Raw genomic sequence first — 20985 nt, 5'->3', positions numbered from 1 at the left:
AGATACGGGAAACCCAAGAGACGAATAAGACCGTCATTGCTGTAGTTGAAATTGGAAGCCCCTTTTTCAGCGAAGCAAAAAGGGGTACTTCACGTAAGAGTATTAAATAATTATATAAAGAGGGTTTTTCCCTCTTTTTTTATATGGAGAATTAGGAAGAGATGCGATTAAGTAGGTAGGCGTAATTAAATATAAGATCAAATAAGATCAAACCTCAGCCTCAATCCCTCTCCTTAGTAAGGCTACAGTGTACACACAAGTCATCGAATTACCCAAAAAAAAAGAAAAACCTCACCCTGTCAAAGATTGGACATCCCTCTCCTTAGTAAGGAGAGGGACAGGTTTTACGTAGTAAAATCAGGGTGAGGTTTCTTAAATACTTGTGTATGCACCGTAGCCTTAGTAAGGAGAGGGAAGCCGGAGGCAGGGTGAGGTTTTATGTTTAATTTGATCCACTTACTTAATCGCTTCTGTACAGGGGTTTGGAATAAAAACTTATAATTCATAACTAAATAAGTGGAGTGAAATATTGTGGTGACTATTAAATGTAAAAATATTACTTTTGATAATATCCAGGCAATTTTGTTTGACAAAAACGGTACTCTAGAAGATTCTGAAACTTATTTGCGATCGCTAGCACAAAAGGCAACAAGATTAATAGATGCTCAAATCCCTGGAACTGGGGAACCCTTGTTAATGGCATTTGGCATCAATGGCAATCTTTTAGATCCGGCGGGTTTGATATCGGTAGCGAGTCGCCGCGAAACAGAAGTTGCGGCTGCTGCATATATTGCTGAAACGGGAAAAGGATGGTTTGAATCCTTAAAAATAGCCCGTAAAGCTTTGGATGAAGCAGAAAAATACATTGAACAAACTCCTTCACCGCTATTTGTGGGTAGCTTAGACTTGTTGAAATATTTACGGAAAGCAGGCTTGAAACTCGGTATCCTCTCAGCTGCAACAACCGATGAAGTAAATAAGTTTGTAGCGCATCACCAATTAAGTGATTATATGCAGTTGGAAATGGGAGTAGATGAAGGGCCGAGTAAACCAGATCCAGTGCTATTTTTGCAAGCTTGTCAAGCTTTGGGAGTTGAACCGGGTGCTACATTGATGGTAGGTGATGCAGTTGGTGATATGCAAATGGCGCGTAATGCCAAAGCCGCAGGTTGTATTGGTATCACTTGGGTGGGTAAGTCAGATAACGTCCGGGGGGCGGATGTGGTGATTAATCAACTTGATGAAATCCAGATTTTAGAAGATTAGCAACCTTGGCGAATTTATAGAAGGTTTAATATCATTTGACTTTAATTTATCTCCCCTCTCCTTAGCAAGGCTACGGTGTACACACAAGTCTTTGGTGAGGTGATTTGCGTTCAAGTCTTATGGCCCCTAAGAAACCTCACCCTGGTTTTACTACGTAAAACCTGTCCCTCTCCTTATTAAGGAGAGGGATTAAAGATAAGACAGGGTGAGGTTTTTCCTTTGTTTTGGGTAATTCGATGACTTGTGTGTACACCGAGGAGAGGGGTTAGGGGTGAGGTTTTAAGATATACTTCAATAGATCGGGAAGCGCTATATAAGCAATCAATATAATTTATTACAGGGCGGGAAAACAACCTTGGTTTAACATAGCTAAACTACTGGTGCTGAAATTACACCCTTGATTTCTAACGCAGCTGCAACCCGTAAAATCAACGCTTCATTATATGGTGCTGCGATCAATTGCACGCCCAATGGTAAAGCATTGGGACGCTGGATTGGTACTGATAAAACGGGTAAACCGATAAAAGATAATGGTTGAGTAAATAACCCTAAATGAGGACGGACAAGAATTTCTTCCCCATCCAAAATCATAGTTTCTTGGCCAATTAGTGGTGCGGAAATTGGTGTAGTTGGGGCAAGAATCACATCCACATTTTGAAACACTTCTTGAATGCGATCGCGATACCATCTTCTAAACCTTTGTGCTTGGAGATACCAACCACTAGGAATTAACGCCCCAGCCAAAAAGCGATCGCGTGTTGCTGGATCAAAATCTTGGGGACGCGATCGCAAATTTTCCAAATGTAGATTTGCACCCTCGCTGGCTGTAATCACAAAGGCTGCTGCACGGGCGCGGTGTGCTTCTGGGATTATCACATATTCACTGACATTTAGAGCATCAGCGACTTTTTGCACTGCTGCTAAAGCTTCTAGTTCTGCACCTTGGGTAAAATAATCGCTGGCAATAGCAATTCTAATATCAGAAATATCTTGCTTAAGTTGTGGTACAACCAATTCAGGCAGACGTTTTGTGCAAATTGGATCGCGATCGTCTTCTCCCTGAAGCACATCAAAGACTGTCGCAATATCCTGCACCGATCGCGCAAAAGGGCCAATATGGTCAAAACTGCTAGAAAATAAAGCTACCCCAGCCCGAGATAACCTTCCATAAGTTGGCTTAAAACCAAAAACGCCACATAACGCCGCCGGAACCCGAATTGAACCATTCGTATCAGAACCCAGCGTCAGAGGTACTAACCCAGCAGCAACAGCCGCCGCCGAACCACCTGATGAACCACCAGCAACTCGCTGTAAATCATGGGGGTTGTGAGTAGCACCGTAATGGAAATTTTCCGTCACAAACCCATAAGCGTACTCATCCATATTCAAAGCGCCAACCAATACTGCACCCGCTTGTTTCAGCTTGGCTACTGCGGTTGCATCTTGGGTAGCTATTGGTTTTTCTGCATTGATTTTCGATCCCGCCAGAGTCGTTAAACCAGCGATATCAAAAAGATTTTTCACCGCAAAAGGGACACCCGCAAGAATTCCTGGATTATTACCTTCGGCAATTCCTCGATCAATGCGTGCTGCATCTGCTAAAGCCGCCTCAGCAGTCACAGCCGTAAAACAGTTGAGTTGATAATCCCGTGCTGCTATTCGTGCTAATGCAGTTTTAGTAACTTCCACAGCGCTAGCTTTACCTTCGCGTACAGCAGTTGATATTGTTATGGCATCGGCTGAATCAAAATTCATGCTCAAATATTTTAGATATAGCGCGTTTAGCTAAGAGTTTTAGCCTTAAGGGACTTCCAAATAAAAAAATACTCAACTATTTCCTGTGGGGTGGGCATCTTGCCCGCCTTTGTATATGGGCGGGCAAGATGCCCACCCCACAAGAATTGGGTAATTTATTTGTTAGAAGTGCTTTATGCCAATACATCGACTTGTTATGCCAATACATCGACTTGTTATGCCAATGCATCGACTCGTTATGCCAATACATCGACTTGTTATGCCAATGCATCGACTCGTTATGCTAATACATCGACTTGTTATGCCAATACATCGACTTGTTATGTCAATGCATCGACCTGTTATGCAATAATTTTGCGATCGCACTCTAATTTACATCCCTTTACCTCAATCAACCTCCGCAGCATCAAACAGTGGTTGTCTGGAGAACGGGAGACTTCACCCGACGTTGACTTTTGATAATCATCTGGATAGGACGATCTGGCCCTGTCACCAAACCACGGCGTTTAGGTCGAATTTCACCATTGTCAACTAATTCTAATTCCACGCTAGAAAGGATGTTAGCAAGTGCTAACTTCATTTCCAACTGGGCAAAAGCTAGACCAATACAACGTCTTGCACCACCGCCAAAGGGCAAATATTCATAAGGGGAAAATTGCCGTTCTAAAAAGCGTTCTGGCTTAAACTGCTTAGGTTCTGGGTAAATATCTTCCCGGTGGTGGGTTAAATAAATGGAACCAAGTACGACTGTACCCGGTTCTAATTCGTAACCGCCTAACGAAATTGGTGTTCTTACTACCCTGGGAAAAGTTAGTATACCCACTGGAGTAATCCGCAATGTTTCGGAGCAAACAGCGTTGAGATAAGGTAACTTGAAAACAGCGCTGGAATCTGGATTATCACCCAAACTATCTAATTCTTGTAGTAGCTTTTGCCGCACTGATGGTACTTTGTGAATCCAGTAAAAAGCCCATGCTAAGGCTGTCGCTGTGGTTTCATGACCGGCGGCTAAAAGAGTCATCAATTCATCGCGCAACTCTTGATCAGTCATGGGTTGATCTGCTTCATCCTTAGCGGCCATGAGTAAGCTAAGAATATCTGTGCGTGATGAATCTGGTTTTTCTCGACGTTCCCGAATTTCTTCGTAGATGAGTTCGTCAGTTTCTTGTTGACGGCGCATTTGCTTTCCCCAGAAGTTAATCGGGCCAAAATCTCTTTGTAAAGCTGGGAAATAAAGCAAAGCTACAATTAACCGAGAACTGGCCTTTTCTAAAAGTTCACCCAAGAATTGCTGTAGTTTTTCGGCGCGAGTCCCTTCATGTAGCCCAAACACAGCTTGCATAATCACCCGCATAGTAATGGCTTGGGTAGCAGAACGAATATTAAAGGGTTTACCTATCTGGTATTGGCTGATGACATTTTGGGTAACATCGGTAATCACCTCGCTATAATTTCGCATTCTTTCGCCATGAAAGGGAGGCATTAATAACTGCCGTTGGCGCTGATGTTCTGCGCCGCTAATGGTAATCACAGAATTCTTACCCAGTAAAAATTCAAACGTCCGATTCAGTTCGCCAGGCGCTTCTAATTCCTTGGTATCAGTTGTCAAAATTTGCTGTATCGCTTGGGGGTTGCTGACAATCACCAAAGGAGAAGAATTTTTGTTTAACCTGATAGAAAAAGTTTCCCCATAAGTTTTGGCGCAAGCTTCCATAAATGACATTGGATTAGCAATCCAGCGCAGCATTTGTAAAACGACTGGGATTTGCGGCCCATTTGGTAATTTCATAATTTTTTTTGCTACTTAAATATCTTTTTGTTACTTAAACTAACTGAAATTTTGGTTGCGTAAGTAAGTGGATCAAATTAAATATCAAACCTCACCCTACCTCCGGCTTCCCTCTTCTTACTAAGGAGAGGGATTGAGGGTGAGGTTTGATCTTATATTTAATTACGTCTACCTACTTAACCATTTAAAGTACTTATTCTAACGTTGCAAAAAAGCAATAAACTGTTACAACCTGAAAGATGTAAAATTTTTGTTAAATTCAACGAGCATCTACAGTTTCATCTCATCGTCATAAGGTACTCAGCATGACTGCAATCTCCCCAAAAGCATCTTCAGCGCTTCCCAATTTTTCTGAAGGAATTCAATATTTTGGTGAAGCGTTACCAGATTTTGAAACTTATGGTGCAACATCTGCTATCGAGTCGGGCAAAATAGCGATCGCATCACCTACAGATAAAGCAGCTGTATATCAAACCTTACTAGCTGCCGATGCCCTGCGCTACCTGACTTTGCAAGTTACCGCTAGCAAAGCTTCTGGGCATCCCGGCGGATTCGCCAGCCAAGCAGAAGCTTACGCATCTCTTGTCATGCTGGGATACAAGAACATTATTACTGAAGTGGGACACCACGCCCCCGGATTTTATAGTGCCATGTTCTTGGATCGTTCGCTAGAAGACATGGGAATTTTTACAGTCCAACAATTGCGCGATCGCTTCCGAGAAAAGCACGGATTATTAGGACACCTTTCTGGTTTCATTCCCGGTATTCTCGCACCTGCGGGGCCTTTGGGACAAGGGCAACACTTTGCAATGGCGGCTGCACTGTTACACAAAGATAAGTTATTCCCCTTTACAGTTGGGGATGGTGGATTAGGTGAGCCTTATATTGTAAGTGCGATCGCACATTTCCATACTGCTTATCCTGCTGTCACCAACTTCTTACCAGTGTTGGTGTGGAACGGTTACAGCCAAGAACATCACAGCATGGTTTCACTCAAAACCAATGAACAGATGCAAGCATATTGGCAAGGTAACGGTTTTGATGAAGTCGTATTAGTTGATGCCAAAGATTTTGACGATCAAAACCAACCAGGCGATTACGTTGATAGTACTGCCTTTTCCTTCGAGAAACGCCTAGCATTTACCCAAGCTGTACTTTCGGGTGTAGATCAAGCCGCGCGATCGGCACTGGGTGGTAAACTTACCGTCTTCATTATTAAACAACTCAAAGGTGCAGGAGTTCACGCGCGGGGTGCAAAATCTCACAACTTGTATCCTAAAGATACGCTAGATGCGCCGCATATTATTAGTGCATTGCAAACCCGTGCTTTATCTGCGGATGCTTGGCAATTAGTCAGAACAAATGCCGAACGCGCCGGCGGAGGCCCAGCAGCGAAAACTGTAGTGACAGAATTTGAATTCCCATTAGCAGAATTAGGCGAATTACCTTTAGAAGAATATGCAGTTGGAGGTGAAGCCAAAGTTTCCACAACCGCAATGGGACGATTGGTAGGAATAGTTGGAAAGAAAGACCAGAATTTCCTCGTCACCAACGCCGACGGTAACGAAGCATCTGGAATTGCCAACATAAACCAAGCATTAAAGATTATCCACCCCACAACCGACGACTTATATAATCAAGCACCAAACGGACAAGTTTATGAACCATTAAGTGAAGATGCTTGTGCCGGTTTAGCTGCGGGTTTAGCGTTAATGGGTGCGAGAACTTTGTGGTGTTCTTATGAATCTTTTGCCATCAACGGATTACCAATTTGGCAAACTGTAACTCAATCAATGGCAGAATTACGCCGTCAAACTCCCTCAACTATTACTTTATTCACAGCAGGTGCATTAGAGCAAGGGCGTAACGGTTGGACTCACCAACGTCCAGAAATTGAAGCTTACTTTGCTTCGTTGATGCGAAATGGAAATGTTTTCCCATTATTTCCGCCTGATGCTAATAGTATTCAAGCCTGTTATGACTGGGCGTTGAAAACTAAGAATAAGGGAATTGTAATTACTGCAAGTAAAACGCCGCTACCAATTCGTACAACTTTAGAACAAACTCGTCAGGCGTTGCGCGATGGTGCAGTGCTATTACATGAAATCGCTGGTGATAAACAAGTTGTATTTGCTGTGATTGGCGATTTAACATTAATGCCAGTATTTGAAGCTGCGGCTTTCTTAGAAACTGAAGGTATTGGTGTCAAGATAGTTTCTATCATCAATCCTCGGCAATTGTACCGTAGCCATGATACTGCATGGGATACTTGTTCTGAACCCGAAGGCGGTTTCTTAGATGATGCCAAATTTGCCGAATTATTTGATGGCGATGCGCTAATTGCTGTTACAGGAGGGGCTGCGGCGATGTTAGAACCCATCCTGTTGCGGACTACAGCCAAGCGCGATACTTTTGCGTGGAAGCGTGGGGAGACTACCGCAAGTGCTGGCGAGTTGATGGCGTTTAATGGATTGACTGCTGAAGCCTTGACGAAACGTGCGATCGCATTAGTGCATTAAGACTGCGTAGGCGTAGCCAGCTGTAGGCATCGTCTGCTTTAATTTTATCGCAAATATACGTATGTAAATGCGTATATTTGCGTTTTTTATGAGAATTTCTAAGGCATGAGATTAGTTTATAAATAAATGTAGTTAGATTTGCTGCAATTCTTTAAAATTAACAGGTTTTCAAGTCGCAAAAGCTGCTTTTCAAGTCATAAAAGCACTTTTCAAGTCGCAAAAGCTAGTTTTCAAGTCACAAAAGCTGCCTTTCAAGTCGCAAAAGCTAGTTTACGAGTCACAAAAGCTGCTTTTCAAGTCACAAAAGCTAGTTTACGAGTTCAAAACTTGATTCACAAGCCAGGAATTCACAAGCCAGGATCAAACGCGATATTTTTATGGAAAGCATGGCGTTTAATGGATTCGCTGTAGAGGCTTGATGAGAAGTGCGATCGTGTTAGTGCATTAAGGCTGAATACATATAATATCATCTAATACGCTCACCTAAGTGATTTCTTGGGTGGGTATTTGCTATTATGGGGGTTTTAATAATGAGGCTAAAGCCACTAATGATTAATTCCCGAAAATTCCAGCTACCAAAGTTTTTTCACCCCCCTCAACCTGGAAATGTTATTAATCAATACTTAATTGGTGAAAGTATAGGACAAGGTTCCTTCGGCAGGGTATATGAATGTCAAGATGAGTGGGAAAATGAACTAGTAGCTAAAGTTCTTGTGCCTCAAAACCGCAGTTATGAGCAGGTTCAGCAAGAATGGTCAGAAGAGTTAAATAAGCTAGTGGACTTACGTCATCCAAATATTACTTATGTGTATGATGCCTTTGAGTATTGTAATACTTTTTACTTGATTATAGAGCGTTGTCACTGTACGCTTAAAGAGTTGCTTGAGATGCCAGATTTAGCAGGTGAGATTTTGCTACCATGCCTTGCACGAGAGCTATTATGTGGAATTCACTTTATGCACAGCGCTGGGTACGTTCACAAAGATATCCATTCTGGAAATGTTTTTGTGTCATTGATGTACGATAGGTTAATTCCAAATAAAGAGCCAGTTTTTATGTTCAAAATTGGGGACTTAGGAATAAGTAGATTAGAAAATGATATTAATATTTTTAATACCATACTTGCAGAATGGATGCGGCCTCCAGAATCTCTTGCTCCCGAAGAATATGGGAGGATTGGACGACAGGTAGATATATACCACACAGGGTTATTATTATTAAGTTTATTAATTGGAGATATTCCATCTTTTACAGATGAAGAAATATTGGCAGGAAAGCCACGCCAATTAGCAGAAAGCCTCTCTTCACCATATAAGTATGCAATAGCAAGAGCGCTACGTAGGCACGTTGCTGACAGAACCCAAACAGCCCTCGATTTTTGGCGTGAAATATCACAGGCAAGTAAATTACAGCAGTAATCAATAATTGGTAAAAGTAAGCAATATTTTCCTTTTACAAACCTGCCTTTGCAGGTTTTATTCGTATATCCGTGACTTCAGTCGTTAAGTACTTAGTAAGATGATTTGAGGAAATGCGATCGCACTGTTCACATTAATTTATCAGGCGCGATCGCGTCACCTCACCCAAGCTTAGAATTAGTCTATAATAGTGTCATCCCAAAAAATTTCCTCAATTTAGGAGTTAATTATGGTAATTAAATTTGAAGAAATATCTAGAGATATTGATACTTTACCAGAAGAAGCTCAAATATTATTACTTGATTTTATTCAGTTACTCAAAAAACGTTATGCTCAACCAGAATCAGAAAATCATAGTCAAGAAAAAACTCTCTATGAAAAGTTTGATGAAATTGGCTTAATTGGTTGTTGTTCTGTTGACGAAGATTTATCAACAACTTATAAAGAAGTTTTATCTAATACATTGACAACTAAATATGATCATAGTTGATACAGGATTTTGGTTAGCTCTTATTGATAAAAAAGACACTTACCACGAAAGAGCAAAACAAGCTTTAAAACAATATAATGAACCTTTAATTACAACATGGCCTGTTGTAACAGAAACTTGTTATCTTTTGCTAACTCGGAAGGGAATTGACGCTGAAATTACTTTTTTAAATAGTCTGCAACAAGAATTATTTACAATTTTTAATTTAGAACTTCACCATACTGCTCGAATTATTGAATTAATGAAAAAATATGCTGATCTTCCAATGGATTTGGCTGATGCCTCCCTAGTAATTTTAGCAGAGCATTTGGGGCATGGACGCATTTTTTCAGTAGATAAGCGTGATTTTAATACCTATCGTTGGAAGCAAAGTTATCCTTTTGAAAATCTCTTATTTTGAGCTAATTATAAATAGCTTAACCCACCATTACCTGATATTTATTACCCCACCCCAACGATTCGGACTGTAAGCGATCGTAATTATGTGTAGATACAGACTATCATATACATTACACTGTTCAGATTAATTTATTAGGCGCGATCGCGCAATTTCTCTTCTACCAATGGGACGTACTTGTACGCTGTAGAGTGAAACAATTGCCACAGTCTCGCCATCCAATGTGACAAATTCGACCTCATATCCTTTGCCACCCTGATGTACTAAAACTACTGTACCTATATCACCCTCTTCTAAACTATATTCTGGGATATTACTAGTCAGAATAACTCTATCAAGTTCTTGAATCATTCTTCTCTCCATTTCAGTGGGTATGAAGTAACAAACTTAGGAATAGTTTCCCCTGTTTCAATAAACCAAGCCGAACGAATCAAAGGGTTTCTACCATCCGGTGAAAGCAGTCTACCTTCTACAGCATATCGAGTTCCAAATGGTGAATCTTCAATCTTTGTAACATCGTTATCACCAACATGATTTAGTAATGCTTTAGCAAGAGTTTCCCAATCCTCTACTGAAAAACCAAACGCAGTAAAAAATTTTTCCTTGCTGCGTCCATCGGGGTGAGTTGGCGACAACAGATACTCAGTAACTTTTCGCTGTGGCACAACTGCTAGTTCATAATTCGGCAGTTTCAACCCGCCTCTCCTACATTCTTATTTTCTTTAGCATCTCGCATAAACTATAGAAAAATTTAAATTTGAATATTCCCATAAAAATACCAAAGGCAAATGCACTTTAGCGAAAAACATATTTAGAATGATTGACTTTAAGTATTGATTACTTTATCCGCAGCACCAGTTAAGATTTCATCCATCCAAGCATTTATGCTTTTGCCAGCCTTTTTAGCAGCAATAAATATTTTGCGGTGGTGTTCTGGAGTTGTGCGGAATGGAAGTTTACCAGAGAATGGTTTATCAGGCTCCTCTCCTAGTTCTTCACAGAAAGCAAGATAATCATCAACAGAAAGTTGAAATTCTTGACGCGCTTCGTCTACAGTTTTTGCCTTAAAGGTAATTACGTCATTAATATCTAGGACTTGGCCAAAAAGTATTCCCGCTTCTACATCTACTTCTATACTAGCTGTATATCCTTTATAAGTCATCATATTTTAATTCCTGCCTTAATTAAAAATTCTCTAACAGATTTGACTGCTCCTTTATCTGTCTCATTTTGAGGATGCGGTTCGTGAAAAACAGCTTTCACATCATTTAATTTCACGCGAACCTCTACCTTGAGTAATATCAGCATCGAGAGCTATAAATAAACTTTCAATATCTTTCCAAAGAATATTAGATGGTACAGTATTTGTAAAAATTAACTCTAAAATCTGACGTTGTTTGTTATTGAGATCCATTTAATCAATACAATTACAGCCATCTTACAGTTAAGTTGAATATAGGCACAGATTTAATGATATCATATTATGATATCGTTAAAAAAATAGAAGCGTAGCGGCTTGTCGTTAGACATCGCTTGTTATGAAAGAGTGAGTGCGACACCGAATAGCCCGTCGTAGACATCGCCTTTCAGCAAACCTCAAAAATAAAGCGATCGCCTGAGTAGAACAATAATTTACTAAGCTGTTGCAAATTCTGTAAATTTTCTCACATCTGGAGGCTGAAAAGCTAACACAATATCGTTGTTACTTACACCTAATTTAATTAATTCAGTCGCTATTCCTTCTTCTGTCCAGTCTTCTTCTATGAAAATTTTTTCATTTTTAATCCGAATATGAATATGAGTATATTTAAGTCTTTTGCTACCTTGCCAATCTACAGTTAACCAGAGATAATGATCGTGATTTTCATCAAATACTAAACAATTTTCAGCAATTTTATCAGGTGATTGACGAGATAAATTATCATATTCAGTTAGCACCTGTTTAATTAACTCTCGATATTGTGTTAATTTATCCATAAAGTAATTTCCTCCCTTTCATTGTTAAAAACAATAAATTCAATTTCCTGAAGTTTAACTACTGCTTGAATAGATTTTCTTTGAAAGAAAGTATCAAATACTGTATCTCTGATTGCTAGATAAATTTTATAGTTTTTACTGGCTAGTTGTAAAATATCGCGGTATAGAATATATTGACCTAGAGCATTTTCAAAATCTCTCATGGGAGAAGGACTGATAAAACTCTTGATTTCTACAACTATTTTTCGTCCTTCTTGTTCTGCTAATAAGGCTTTTTCTACAAATAAATCAGCATAAAGTTCTGCATCTTCATACTGCAAAAAATAAGGGTCAGCTATAATTGTCCAGCCATCTTTAATTAAGGCATTTTTAACAGCATCATGGTAAATGTCTTTTGCTGGCATTTCCTTCGTAGTAATATTGGCTAGATATTAAGTTCAGTTATTATAATTATACTCACTGTCCGAGAACTTCAATATCTCATCCCCTTAAAATTACACTCCCAAAGAGCGATCGCTTTGCAGAAAATCTCAAAAATAAAGCGTAGACGCGTAGCGGCTTGTCGTTAGACATCGCTTGTTATGGAAGATTGGGCGCGATCGCAATCTACACCCCCCAAAATCGCCCAAAGTGCGTAAACGCGTTGGCGTAGGCTCTCGTAGAGAAGCAGCTTGTCGTTAGAATGGTGCAATATCTAAGCGTTAGGTTCGCGTCTGCCACGATTTTGGATCTCTGCGACCATGAAAAATTGCTGTCACTATTACTCGACTCGAAACAATTCGATAGTACACAGCATAGGGAAATCGTCGTACTATTGCTCGTCGAATATCACGGTAGGCAACTGCATAGGATTCTGGCATCTGGCAAATTAGATTCACCGTCTCGTCTACACAATCCAAAAACTCATCGCCCAGACCAGGTTTCTGGCTCTCGTACCAACTGTATGCTTCATTGAGTTCTTCTTGAACCTCTGGGCGAAATACCAGGACATAATTCATTGCTGTCCCTTAATTGATGCTTTGATTTCCTTCCAAGTCAGCACGTTGTCTGGATTTGAATCGGAATCAGCTATTCGACGATCGAGTTCTTGCTTCTGTGCATCGGTTAAATCAGGGTAAACTTGCTCATCTGCGATGCTATCCCAAATTGCCTGCACAATACAGATTCTATCTTCAACACTCAGAGTTGCAATTTCGTTCAAAGTAGCTGTGATATCCATGCTGATTAATTTAGAGTAAAAAGTAAGCGACTGGTACACCTCAAATATAACGGAGAAGATTTTGTCCATCAAATTGAACGCTGCAACTGACAATTTAACTGTCTAAAAACTTCATAACTTGCCTGTGAGCGATCGCGTGTTGGGGAAGAGTAAGCGATCGCCTTACAGAAAACCTCAAAAATAAAGCGTAGACGTGTAGCGCAAAGCCGGAGACGCTCTACCTCCGGGCTTGTCGTTAGACATCGCCTGTTGTGAAAAAGCGACTGTTTGATTTTGATAATTTTATCAAACTTAATACTTAATACTATTTATATGCAGTATTATTATGTTGTTATTAAAGTACAAACTACTTAGTGTTATAAGATTTTTAACTATAGAAGGAGTTTAACTAATGCTGATAAAGCGTCATATTCGCATTATTGTAATTATAATATTTACAATATGCTTTATAGTTACACCCACTTTACTAACAGGTTCAGAAAATAGGTTAGAAAGCGTAGCTACAGCACAAACTACCAACATTTTACCTTCTGGATATGTAGGGGTTTGGCGTGGTAGTGCAATTCAGAATAACAATACTCAGTGGTCTATCTTGATGACATTGATTGCTGAAAATGTTGATACAATCGTTGGTACAACTGCATATCCTTCCCTTCAGTGTGGCGGAGAATTAACTCTGAATCGTGTAAATAATAATGCTATTGAATTATTAGAAGATATTACTTATGGTAACTGTATTGACTATGGAATAATTACACTCAAGCGAGTATCAACTAAAAAGTTGGAGTTTGCATGGCGCTCAAAAAAAGATCCATCAATTGCTGCGGGTGAAGTGCAAAAAATTAGTAGCAATTGAAATAAAAAAATACCACAGATGAACTACATACAAATTATATTTCATCTGTCACTACATAATATAACGCATTATCAATGAATCTCTTTCTTCCTTTGCGCCTACCCTGCGGGAATGCCTAAGTACGAATGCGTGAGATTTAAAAATTTGGTTACTTTACTGTGAAAATTGCTGTAAATTTCAATTATTCAAAAAACAATTCTTCACAATTTCTTCTAAACCAATGTCATTACTTGCTCATATTCTTCTTTATGGCTTTGCAAAGCATCCCAAAGATCAACTTTTTGCTGAAGATTAAGCCAAAGTCTTGGGCCATTTCCTAAAGCTTTACCAAGACGTATTGCTATGTCTACTGTAATTGATGTTTGACGATTAATAATCTCCTGAATTGCTTGATTAGATACTCCTAAAACTTCTGCAAAATTTGCGGTCTTAATATCTAAATCATCTAAAATATCTGCAATTACTTCACCAGAATGTATTGGTATTACTAATCTAGTATCAGTAATATCTTGCCAATTATCCATATTCTCCTCAAGACGAACATCATGCATACACTATAAAATTAGCTGAGATTGAACTAAATTTACATAAATCGCGCTTGGAGATTTTCAAAACATTTCTTAACTCACTGCATATTCTGTAAACTGTCTCATAAAAGGAGACTGGAACCCTAACACAATGTCATCTTTGGGAACTCCCGCAGCTACCAAATTAGCTGCAATATCATCTTCTGTACCATTCCACTGAAGCCAAATTTTACCACCTTTAATATCAACATGAATAATACAACTATGTACCCAGTCTTGACCTTCCCAACCTACATGAACTATTTGATAATGGTCACGTACTGTATCAAAAATTGTTTCAACTTCTATATTTCCGTAAGCTGGTTTCTGCTCACTATATTCATGTAATATCTGTTGTACAAGCTGGCGATATCGAGTTAATTTATCCATTGGAAAATCACCTCTTGCCCTACATCATATTATAAATTTTGATAGCCAATTTACTTAAGTTATTAACTATTACCAAATAGCTTCTAAGTTTAAAATAAATCTCGGCAAAACACCTTCACCTGATACCATAACAGGAGAATCCAACACCTCAACCTGTTGTCCTTGCCGATAAATCTCCACTTGCCGCGATTTACGATTAATTAACCAACCCAAACGCACACCATTACCTATGTATTCCCTCATCTTTTCCTGAGCAACTTTCAAACTATCACTTGGCGAAAGTAACTCAATTACAAAATCAGGAGAAATGGGAGGAAACTTTTGTTTTTCTTCTTCAGTTAAAGCATCCCATCGTTCTAACTTTATCCAAGAAGCATCAGGTGAACGATCTGCACCATTAGGTAATTTAAAACAAGTAGAAGAATCAAAAGCGATGCCACTAGCATCAGTATCTGACCAATTAAATAATTGTTGATTTAGTCTACCATTACGATTTCCGGTTTCTCCCCCGGTTGGTGGCATGATAATTAATTCTCCGGTTGCAGTGCGTTCAAACCTCAAGTCACGGTTTGCCTGACATAGATTAAAAAACTGCTCATCTGTCAGTTCCAATACTGATTGAAGGTTGACGGTTAAAGCATTCATAGTCATATCTCGGATTGAAAAGTTAAGGCAGGCATAACGCCTGCCCATGTAATCCTATTCTATTCCTTCAATCCGGTCTTCAACCTCTTGGTACAACTCACGCAGACGATCTAAATTATCCTCGCTAGTCTCCCAATAACCGCGTCCATTCACTTCCAACAAAGTTGATACAATCTTGCGGAAAGAATGGGGGTTGAGGTTCAACAACCGTTTCTGCATTTCTTCATCTTTGATGAAGGTTTCGTTAGTATCCTCGTAAATCCAGTTATCCACAGCACCGGCTGTCGCACTCCAACCTGTTGTATTCACCAACCGCTTGGAGAGTTCGCGCACACCTTCGTAACCGTGAGACAGCATCCCCTCGTACCACTTAGGATTTAACAATTTGGTACGCGCATCCAAACGCACGGTTTCTGATAATGTCCGCACTTGGGCGTTAGCTGTGGTTGTATCTGCAATATAAGATGCTGGTTTTTTACCATCACCGCGCAGACTTGCCACCAGCTTAGTGGGATCTGAATCAAAGTAGTGGGAAACATCCGTTAAGCTAATCTCCGAAGAATCCAAATTTTGGAAAGTTGCATCAGCAGTTTTCAATGTACTTTCAAAAATCTGCCGGGATTCATCCATAATTCCGGGGTTATCGGAATTGAACGAGAAAGATTTCCGGTTAAGATACATTTCCTGCAACTCGGCTTCGCTATCCCAAGTGCTGTTTTCTACCGCCAAGTTGATATTTGACGAGTAGGAACCGGAAGCGTTGGAGAAAACGCGAGTTGCTGCTTGACGCAGATTAATCCCCATTTCTTCAGCTTGTCGCAAAGCATGTTTGCGAACAAAGTTCATATCTAGGGGTTCATCCGCCTCAGCCGCCATCTTCACGCCTTGATCTAGCAGGTTCATTTGGTTGATGAATAAGTCGCGGAATACACCAGAACAATTGATTACTACATCAATTCTGGGTCTTCCCAACTCTTCTAAAGATATCAATTCCAACTTGTTCACCCGTCCCAAGGCATCGGGAACTGGACGCACGCCCACCATCCACATAATTTGGGCTAGGGATTCACCGTAAGTTTTGATGTTATCGGTTCCCCAGAGGACGCAAGCGATGGTTTCTGGCCATTTTCCTTCGTTTTCAGACTTGTTACGGATCAAAAGCCTGTCTACAACGATTTTGGCTGATTGGATTGCTGCTGTTGTTGGGATGGATTGCGGATCGAGTGCATGGATATTCTTACCTGTGGGCAATACATCCGGGTTGCGGATGGGATCGCCACCAGGGCCGGGCAAGATATACTCGCCTTCCAAGCCTCTGAGTAATGCGCCTAATTCGTTATCGGCACAAACTTGTTGCAGGCAGAATTCCAAATACTCAAATAGGGGTTTTAGGGCGGCGGTGTCAACTTTGGGATAACCTGCTTTATGCAATGATTCTACCCAAGGTTCCTTTTTACCCATGTTGAAGAAATTCAACCGGGAAACTAGAGAAACTCGTCCTTCCGCGTCGATTTGCTCTTGGACAAGGGCGGTAACTGCTGCACGGGTTGCCAAGGTGATATCTTGCAATAACTGGACATCTTCTAAAATGCCTCTGTCATTACTTTGATAAATATCGTCAATATTACGCCCAATGCTATTAGCGATAATTCCGGGTAAGCCTTGAAGTCCTTCTTCTTGACGATCTAGACTAGCAATATTTACCAGAGTTGCGATCGCTTCTTCTGCACTTGGCGGTTTACCAATTACGTGTAATCCACAAGGCAACAACCGTGACTCGATCTCCATCAACTTGCGGTAGACGTTGCCAACAATATTATCCCGCTCATCGGTACTCATGTCTCTGGCATCGGTTTCTGGCAGGTTAATATCCTTATCCAGATTCACGATTCGGCATTTATCCATGATGCTGTTAACAATGGAAACACCGCGTCCACTATCTTTTAAGGTTTGGTAGGAAGCGATTAACTCGCTCAGTTCCTTCAAACCTTTGTACAAGCCAGCATTTTCTGCCGGCGGTGTCAAGTAAGAAATTGTTTCGGCATAACTCCGGCGTTTAGCAATTGTCGCCTCACTCGGATTATTGGCTGCGTAGTAATACAAGTTGGGAATTGAACCAATTAAGTTATCTGGATAACAGTCACCAGACATCCCCATCTGTTTACCTGGCATGAATTCTAAAGAACCGTGTGTACCAAAGTGTAGTACAGCATCAGCTTTCCAAACTTGCTCTAGGTAAGTGTAGTAAGCAGCAAAACCGTGGTGAGGACTAGCTGAACGGGAGAATAACAGCCGCATCGGATCGCCTTCGTAACCAAAGGTGGGTTGCACACCGATGAAGACGTTACCGAATTGCTTACCATAAATCAGCAAGTTTTGCCCGTCGCTGTTAAGGTGTCCGGGAGGTGGCCCCCAGTTTTCTTCTAGGCGGTGAGAGTAAGGGGTTAGCGCCTCATACTCAGGAACGGACATTTTGTAAGCAACGTTCAGTTCTGGGCTATTGTACTGCGCTTGGGCATCGTGGATGACTTCTTGCAGCAATGCTTCGGCTGATTCTGGCAATTCTGGTAAATCGTAGCCGTTATTTTTGAGGGCTTTCATCACCTCGTAGATGGAACCGAATACATCCAAGTACGCGGCGGTTCCCACGTTGCCTTTATCTGGCGGGAAACTGAAAACGGTGATGGCGACTTTTTTATCTAGTTTCGGCTTGCGGCGGAGGTTTGCCCATTTTAAGGCACGTTCGGCGACAGCTTCAACCCGATCGCGCAGTGCGATCGCTTTCCCTGTAGTTCCATCTCTACCAGATAATACAATCGGCTCAATTGCCCCATCTAATTCGGGTATTGCAATTTGCAAAGCTACCTGAATTGGATGTAACCCTAAATCGCTATCCATCCACTCTTCTGTGGTTTGGAATACTAAGGGTAATGCCACCATGTAAGGACGGTTTAAGCGTTTGAGTGCCTCAATTGCCTTGGGATGATCTTGTCTAGCTGGGCCACCCACTAAAGCAAAACCAGTCAGCGATATCACTGCATCTACCAACTGTATTTTGGTAATTGGTTCGTAGAAGTAAGCCTCAACAGGTTTGGAGAAATCCAAACCACCAGCAAACACAGGTAATACCCGTGCGCCCATTGCTTCCAACTCCTGCACCATTGCTACATAATGGGCATCATCACCTGTAACTAGGTGAGTGCGTTGCAATACTAACCCGACACAAGGAGCTAGGGGATCTTTGAGATCGCTAGAAATATCCTTACGAGCTGTATACCAATTGAGGTATTCTCTGACATCTTCAAACATACTGGGAGCCAAAGGATGCCAAATCCCTAAATCGGGATAAACCACCGGCTGTTCATAAGTAGAAGGTGCAAAATCTTGTTTATCTAAACCTTTAAATACGTATTTATCAGCTAGCATTAGCAAGAAGTTTTCCAGGTTTTCTGGAGAACCACCTAGCCAATACTGAAAACTGAGCATGAAATTTCGGGCATCCTGTGCTTTATCCATTGGGAGAAACTTCAGCACTTGGGGCAGAGTACGCAAAAGCTTCAGCATCCCATCTTGGAATCCCGCACCGGATTTTTCTTTGCGTTTCCGCATGAATTGCGCGATCGCACTTTTTGACTGACCCAACTGTGCTAAAGAAAAGCTGCCCATTTTATTTAGGCGCATTACCTCTGGCATGGAGGGAAAGACAACAGAAACGTCCAGGTGATCGCGGTGTGGTTCTACTGCTGCTACTACTTTCTGTGCTAAGTCTTCGATGAAAATGAGGGAAGCGATGAAGATATTCGCATTCTCAATTTCTCGTTTGAACTCCTCGTAATTTTCAGGGTCGCGGAGTTCCTCAATCAAGTACCCACTGATTTCAATCGCCAAGTTGGGGTTGTTCGCGTTAATGGTGCGAACAGCTTGCGACAAAGCACTCTGGTACTGGGACTCAAGCACGACATAGACCACCTTGATTAAACTACGTCCGCGTAAGTTATCAGGCGCAATGTGTCTAATGGTGGACTTGACGTGTGTGAACATGCTTCTACGGCTCCTTTGATGCGTGTTCTCTACTGGAAGTTCCTAGCGGCATCATCAGCCACAAGTAACTTGTGATCTTTAGGCAATATCTGTTTTTTATCAGAAAACTCTTACCCAGTAGGCATTTTATCGTCTTTATGACACAAATCGATATAAAAAACGAAATATTTCTTTGTAATTGTTGACTTTACATAAAAGTATTGGCTCACATATTTGTAAATTTTTTGTAATATTTATAAATAACTAAATAACTATTAATAAATGCTAGATTGAAAAATAAAACCCGCTTGTGCGGGTTGTCAAATTGATATGTTTAGAGAAATGCGTCGGTGTAAGCTGAAAATACTTTAATTTGCATCCTCAAAAAAATAAATCTCTTGTGGGGTGGGCATCTTGCCCGCCCTAGCTGTGCAAATTAAATGCACGACAGCTTAGTCGGTCGTAGAAATCGCCTAATTACTATATTTCTTAACTAAGAATAAAGTTTAGCTTCTAAACTGTTTCAAAATCTTCTTCGGATCGTTCTTATCTCCCTTCAGAAATTTCCAAGCAGCAAAACCTACGCCAAATGCAACTATCGCAGATTTTATGGCAATTTCAAATGACTTTGAATTCCTAATTACCATTTTTCAGACCAATAGATAATTTCTGAGGCCGAACTATTAATTGCAACGCCGTAACTATCTCCATGATTCCACTTGAAGCCAGGTCTACCTTTGTCGTCTGTATTTAATACCAATATTTCATAAGTAGCTGGAAAAGATTCCATAGGAGAGTCACTGGTGTAGAAAAAAGTTGTCGGTACACCGTTAGGCTGATTTATGTGGTCATTTGTGTTACCACCTATATATTTGTGCTTTGCACTACTTCTGTATTGTGAGAGCAATTTTTCTATCTTGTTTGGTGGCTCTTTCATCCTAATTTGAAAGAAACTATTTCCTTGTAAAAATTCAGGAGAGTAAGCAATCCGAACGCCTTTAGCATCAGTGGGAATATCATTAGGAAAATGTTTTACTTGGTCATTGTCAGACCATAGTTTATGACGAATTTCTTTGTAGCGTGATGTATCAGTTACTATTTTAGGTTTGCTAGTACTGCTAAAAGTTGTTCTCATAAAAAAGCTTCCCCCGACAATACTAAGACTAGCAAGGGCTAATAGAAATTGCGATCGCTTTATCATCGAGTTGGGTGTGCCTAACCTTTAGAATCATATACCCAACTAATAAACCAAATTAGTACTATTGCGGAGATGCCATCGGAGATATTAGCAGAAACTTCGTGTATTCAGGGCAAATTCGAGATAATTGTAAAATTATTGTGAAGCTAGTCAATGATTACCTAGTCAAAAACCGTAGGTTCTCGTCATTCAGACAAGTACTACAGGCGTAGCTAGAGAAATCAACACCACAGCCATCTATTTTTTTCAATTCTTCCTGATTCAGCAATAACTAAGGCGGAGATATAAATAGTAGATGCACCTTAATTAAATCACAGCCCTCGGCTTTTAGTTGAGGGCTTTTTTTATGTTTATATTTTTAAGTTTGGAATAAAATAAATTTGGTTAAAAGTCTAATTTTCCCGGATATGGTAATCAATAAAGTGGATTAATAAATGGTAGATGCACCCTAATAAATTACAGCCCTCAGCTTTTAGTTGG

At 40.5% G+C, this 20985-nt stretch carries 21 protein-coding genes and 1 pseudogene; 7 read left to right on the top strand and 15 right to left on the bottom strand.

Annotation, left to right across the window (positions count from 1 at the left end; genetic code table 11):
• Nucleotides 1-531: 531 nt before the first annotated feature.
• Nucleotides 532-1266: an HAD family hydrolase gene (locus V7K98_RS10390; RefSeq protein WP_335021390.1), complete on the top strand. Its 735-nt coding sequence runs from the start codon at nt 532-534 to the stop codon at nt 1264-1266.
• 369 nt (nt 1267-1635) lie between these two features.
• Here V7K98_RS10390 and V7K98_RS10385 read toward each other — a convergent pair whose 3' ends face one another.
• Nucleotides 1636-3021, bottom strand: coding sequence for an AtzE family amidohydrolase (locus V7K98_RS10385; RefSeq protein WP_335021388.1), 1386 nt, complete (start codon nt 3019-3021; stop codon nt 1636-1638).
• A 99-nt stretch (nt 3022-3120) separates the two neighbouring features.
• Between V7K98_RS10385 and V7K98_RS10380 the strand changes: the two genes are divergently transcribed.
• Entirely contained in the window at nt 3121-3480 is a 360-nt protein-coding gene (locus V7K98_RS10380; RefSeq protein ID WP_335021386.1) for a hypothetical protein, read from the top strand.
• Here the strand turns inward: V7K98_RS10380 and V7K98_RS10375 are convergent.
• Complete coding sequence (locus tag V7K98_RS10375) at nt 3428-4810, bottom strand: cytochrome P450 (RefSeq protein WP_335021384.1); 1383 nt, start codon at nt 4808-4810, stop codon at nt 3428-3430. The genes V7K98_RS10380 and V7K98_RS10375 overlap by 53 nt on opposite strands.
• A gap of 305 nt (nt 4811-5115) precedes the next feature.
• Here V7K98_RS10375 and V7K98_RS10370 point away from each other — a divergent pair, with 305 nt between their 5' ends.
• The 4 genes from V7K98_RS10370 to V7K98_RS10355 all read left to right on the top strand — a co-directional run bounded on the left by V7K98_RS10370 (nt 5116) and on the right by V7K98_RS10355 (nt 9637).
• The gene (locus tag V7K98_RS10370) at nt 5116-7329 is read left to right on the top strand and encodes a phosphoketolase (protein ID WP_335021383.1); all 2214 of its coding nucleotides are present in this window, start codon (nt 5116-5118) and stop codon (nt 7327-7329) included.
• 530 nt (nt 7330-7859) lie between these two features.
• Nucleotides 7860-8747, top strand: a complete 888-nt coding sequence (locus V7K98_RS10365) for a serine/threonine protein kinase (protein WP_335021382.1) — start codon at nt 7860-7862, stop codon at nt 8745-8747.
• A gap of 229 nt (nt 8748-8976) precedes the next feature.
• On the top strand, nt 8977-9237 hold the full coding sequence (locus tag V7K98_RS10360; protein ID WP_335021380.1) for a DUF2281 domain-containing protein: 261 nt from the start codon (nt 8977-8979) through the stop codon (nt 9235-9237).
• Nucleotides 9224-9637, top strand: a complete 414-nt coding sequence (locus V7K98_RS10355) for a type II toxin-antitoxin system VapC family toxin (protein ID WP_335021378.1) — start codon at nt 9224-9226, stop codon at nt 9635-9637. Before V7K98_RS10360 ends, V7K98_RS10355 begins: the two co-directional genes overlap by 14 nt.
• 123 nt (nt 9638-9760) lie before the next feature.
• Here V7K98_RS10355 and V7K98_RS10350 read toward each other — a convergent pair whose 3' ends face one another.
• The 8 genes and pseudogenes from V7K98_RS10350 to V7K98_RS10315 all read right to left on the bottom strand — a co-directional run bounded on the left by V7K98_RS10350 (nt 9761) and on the right by V7K98_RS10315 (nt 12830).
• A complete protein-coding gene (locus V7K98_RS10350; protein WP_335021376.1) occupies nt 9761-9985 on the bottom strand; it encodes a DUF4926 domain-containing protein in 225 nt (74 codons plus the stop codon).
• Nucleotides 9982-10329 (bottom strand): DUF6883 domain-containing protein, encoded by a 348-nt coding sequence (locus V7K98_RS10345; RefSeq protein ID WP_335021374.1) that lies wholly within the window; start codon nt 10327-10329, stop codon nt 9982-9984. The genes V7K98_RS10350 and V7K98_RS10345 overlap by 4 nt, the downstream gene beginning before the upstream one ends.
• A 131-nt stretch (nt 10330-10460) precedes the next feature.
• Nucleotides 10461-10796: a type II toxin-antitoxin system HicB family antitoxin gene (locus tag V7K98_RS10340; protein WP_335021402.1), complete on the bottom strand. Its 336-nt coding sequence runs from the start codon at nt 10794-10796 to the stop codon at nt 10461-10463.
• Nucleotides 10796-11048, bottom strand: a pseudogene (locus V7K98_RS10335) (type II toxin-antitoxin system HicA family toxin). The gene V7K98_RS10340 and the pseudogene V7K98_RS10335 overlap by 1 nt, the downstream one beginning before the upstream one ends.
• Before the next feature lie 221 nt (nt 11049-11269).
• The gene (locus V7K98_RS10330; RefSeq protein WP_335021372.1) at nt 11270-11611 is read right to left on the bottom strand and encodes a XisI protein; all 342 of its coding nucleotides are present in this window, start codon (nt 11609-11611) and stop codon (nt 11270-11272) included.
• Nucleotides 11599-12015 (bottom strand): XisH family protein, encoded by a 417-nt coding sequence (locus V7K98_RS10325; protein WP_335021369.1) that lies wholly within the window; start codon nt 12013-12015, stop codon nt 11599-11601. The genes V7K98_RS10330 and V7K98_RS10325 overlap by 13 nt, the downstream gene beginning before the upstream one ends.
• Nucleotides 12016-12312: 297 nt before the next feature.
• Entirely contained in the window at nt 12313-12609 is a 297-nt protein-coding gene (locus V7K98_RS10320) for a type II toxin-antitoxin system RelE/ParE family toxin (RefSeq protein ID WP_334858860.1), read from the bottom strand.
• Nucleotides 12606-12830 carry an addiction module protein gene (locus tag V7K98_RS10315; protein ID WP_335021367.1) on the bottom strand — a complete coding sequence of 75 codons (225 nt, stop codon included), beginning with the start codon at nt 12828-12830 and terminating at the stop codon, nt 12606-12608. Before V7K98_RS10315 ends, V7K98_RS10320 begins: the two co-directional genes overlap by 4 nt.
• A 391-nt stretch (nt 12831-13221) precedes the next feature.
• Between V7K98_RS10315 and V7K98_RS10310 the strand changes: the two genes are divergently transcribed.
• Nucleotides 13222-13686 carry a hypothetical protein gene (locus tag V7K98_RS10310; RefSeq protein ID WP_335021365.1) on the top strand — a complete coding sequence of 155 codons (465 nt, stop codon included), beginning with the start codon at nt 13222-13224 and terminating at the stop codon, nt 13684-13686.
• 212 nt (nt 13687-13898) lie between these two features.
• On the opposite strand, the gene V7K98_RS10305 is transcribed toward V7K98_RS10310, so the two are convergent.
• The 5 genes from V7K98_RS10305 to V7K98_RS10285 form a co-directional block, all read right to left on the bottom strand.
• Entirely contained in the window at nt 13899-14237 is a 339-nt protein-coding gene (locus V7K98_RS10305; RefSeq protein WP_335021363.1) for a HigA family addiction module antitoxin, read from the bottom strand.
• Nucleotides 14238-14306: 69 nt separating this feature from the next.
• Entirely contained in the window at nt 14307-14642 is a 336-nt protein-coding gene (locus tag V7K98_RS10300; protein ID WP_335021361.1) for a XisI protein, read from the bottom strand.
• A 69-nt stretch (nt 14643-14711) separates the two neighbouring features.
• Nucleotides 14712-15287, bottom strand: coding sequence for a Uma2 family endonuclease (locus V7K98_RS10295; RefSeq protein ID WP_335021359.1), 576 nt, complete (start codon nt 15285-15287; stop codon nt 14712-14714).
• Between the two features lie 54 nt (nt 15288-15341).
• Nucleotides 15342-19328 carry a magnesium chelatase subunit H gene (locus tag V7K98_RS10290; protein WP_335021357.1) on the bottom strand — a complete coding sequence of 1329 codons (3987 nt, stop codon included), beginning with the start codon at nt 19326-19328 and terminating at the stop codon, nt 15342-15344.
• Nucleotides 19329-19947: 619 nt separating this feature from the next.
• Nucleotides 19948-20508, bottom strand: a complete 561-nt coding sequence (locus V7K98_RS10285; RefSeq protein WP_335021355.1) for a hypothetical protein — start codon at nt 20506-20508, stop codon at nt 19948-19950.
• Nucleotides 20509-20985: the final 477 nt, after the last annotated feature.

Origin of the sequence: Nostoc sp. (assembly GCF_036917435.1) — a bacterium.
Taxonomy (GTDB): domain Bacteria; phylum Cyanobacteriota; class Cyanobacteriia; order Cyanobacteriales; family Nostocaceae; genus Nostoc.
The sequence above is the reverse complement of the archived record's forward strand: the minus strand, read 5'-3'. Positions and strand labels throughout refer to the sequence as shown.

Excerpts from the sequence above, each read along its gene's own strand:
- V7K98_RS10385 (WP_335021388.1), bottom strand. The coding sequence starts at position 3,021 with ATGAATTTTGATTCAGCCGATGCCATAACAATATCAACTGCTGTACGC.
- V7K98_RS10375 (WP_335021384.1), bottom strand. The coding sequence starts at position 4,810 with ATGAAATTACCAAATGGGCCGCAAATCCCAGTCGTTTTACAAATGCTG.
- V7K98_RS10370 (WP_335021383.1), top strand. The coding sequence starts at position 5,116 with ATGACTGCAATCTCCCCAAAAGCATCTTCAGCGCTTCCCAATTTTTCT.
- V7K98_RS10365 (WP_335021382.1), top strand. The coding sequence starts at position 7,860 with ATGAGGCTAAAGCCACTAATGATTAATTCCCGAAAATTCCAGCTACCA.
- V7K98_RS10360 (WP_335021380.1), top strand. The coding sequence starts at position 8,977 with ATGGTAATTAAATTTGAAGAAATATCTAGAGATATTGATACTTTACCA.
- V7K98_RS10355 (WP_335021378.1), top strand. The coding sequence starts at position 9,224 with ATGATCATAGTTGATACAGGATTTTGGTTAGCTCTTATTGATAAAAAA.
- V7K98_RS10350 (WP_335021376.1), bottom strand. The coding sequence starts at position 9,985 with ATGATTCAAGAACTTGATAGAGTTATTCTGACTAGTAATATCCCAGAA.
- V7K98_RS10340 (WP_335021402.1), bottom strand. The coding sequence starts at position 10,796 with ATGACTTATAAAGGATATACAGCTAGTATAGAAGTAGATGTAGAAGCG.
- V7K98_RS10330 (WP_335021372.1), bottom strand. The coding sequence starts at position 11,611 with ATGGATAAATTAACACAATATCGAGAGTTAATTAAACAGGTGCTAACT.
- V7K98_RS10325 (WP_335021369.1), bottom strand. The coding sequence starts at position 12,015 with ATGCCAGCAAAAGACATTTACCATGATGCTGTTAAAAATGCCTTAATT.
- V7K98_RS10320 (WP_334858860.1), bottom strand. The coding sequence starts at position 12,609 with ATGAATTATGTCCTGGTATTTCGCCCAGAGGTTCAAGAAGAACTCAAT.
- V7K98_RS10315 (WP_335021367.1), bottom strand. The coding sequence starts at position 12,830 with ATGGATATCACAGCTACTTTGAACGAAATTGCAACTCTGAGTGTTGAA.
- V7K98_RS10310 (WP_335021365.1), top strand. The coding sequence starts at position 13,222 with ATGCTGATAAAGCGTCATATTCGCATTATTGTAATTATAATATTTACA.
- V7K98_RS10305 (WP_335021363.1), bottom strand. The coding sequence starts at position 14,237 with ATGCATGATGTTCGTCTTGAGGAGAATATGGATAATTGGCAAGATATT.
- V7K98_RS10300 (WP_335021361.1), bottom strand. The coding sequence starts at position 14,642 with ATGGATAAATTAACTCGATATCGCCAGCTTGTACAACAGATATTACAT.
- V7K98_RS10295 (WP_335021359.1), bottom strand. The coding sequence starts at position 15,287 with ATGAATGCTTTAACCGTCAACCTTCAATCAGTATTGGAACTGACAGAT.
- V7K98_RS10290 (WP_335021357.1), bottom strand. The coding sequence starts at position 19,328 with ATGTTCACACACGTCAAGTCCACCATTAGACACATTGCGCCTGATAAC.
- V7K98_RS10285 (WP_335021355.1), bottom strand. The coding sequence starts at position 20,508 with ATGATAAAGCGATCGCAATTTCTATTAGCCCTTGCTAGTCTTAGTATT.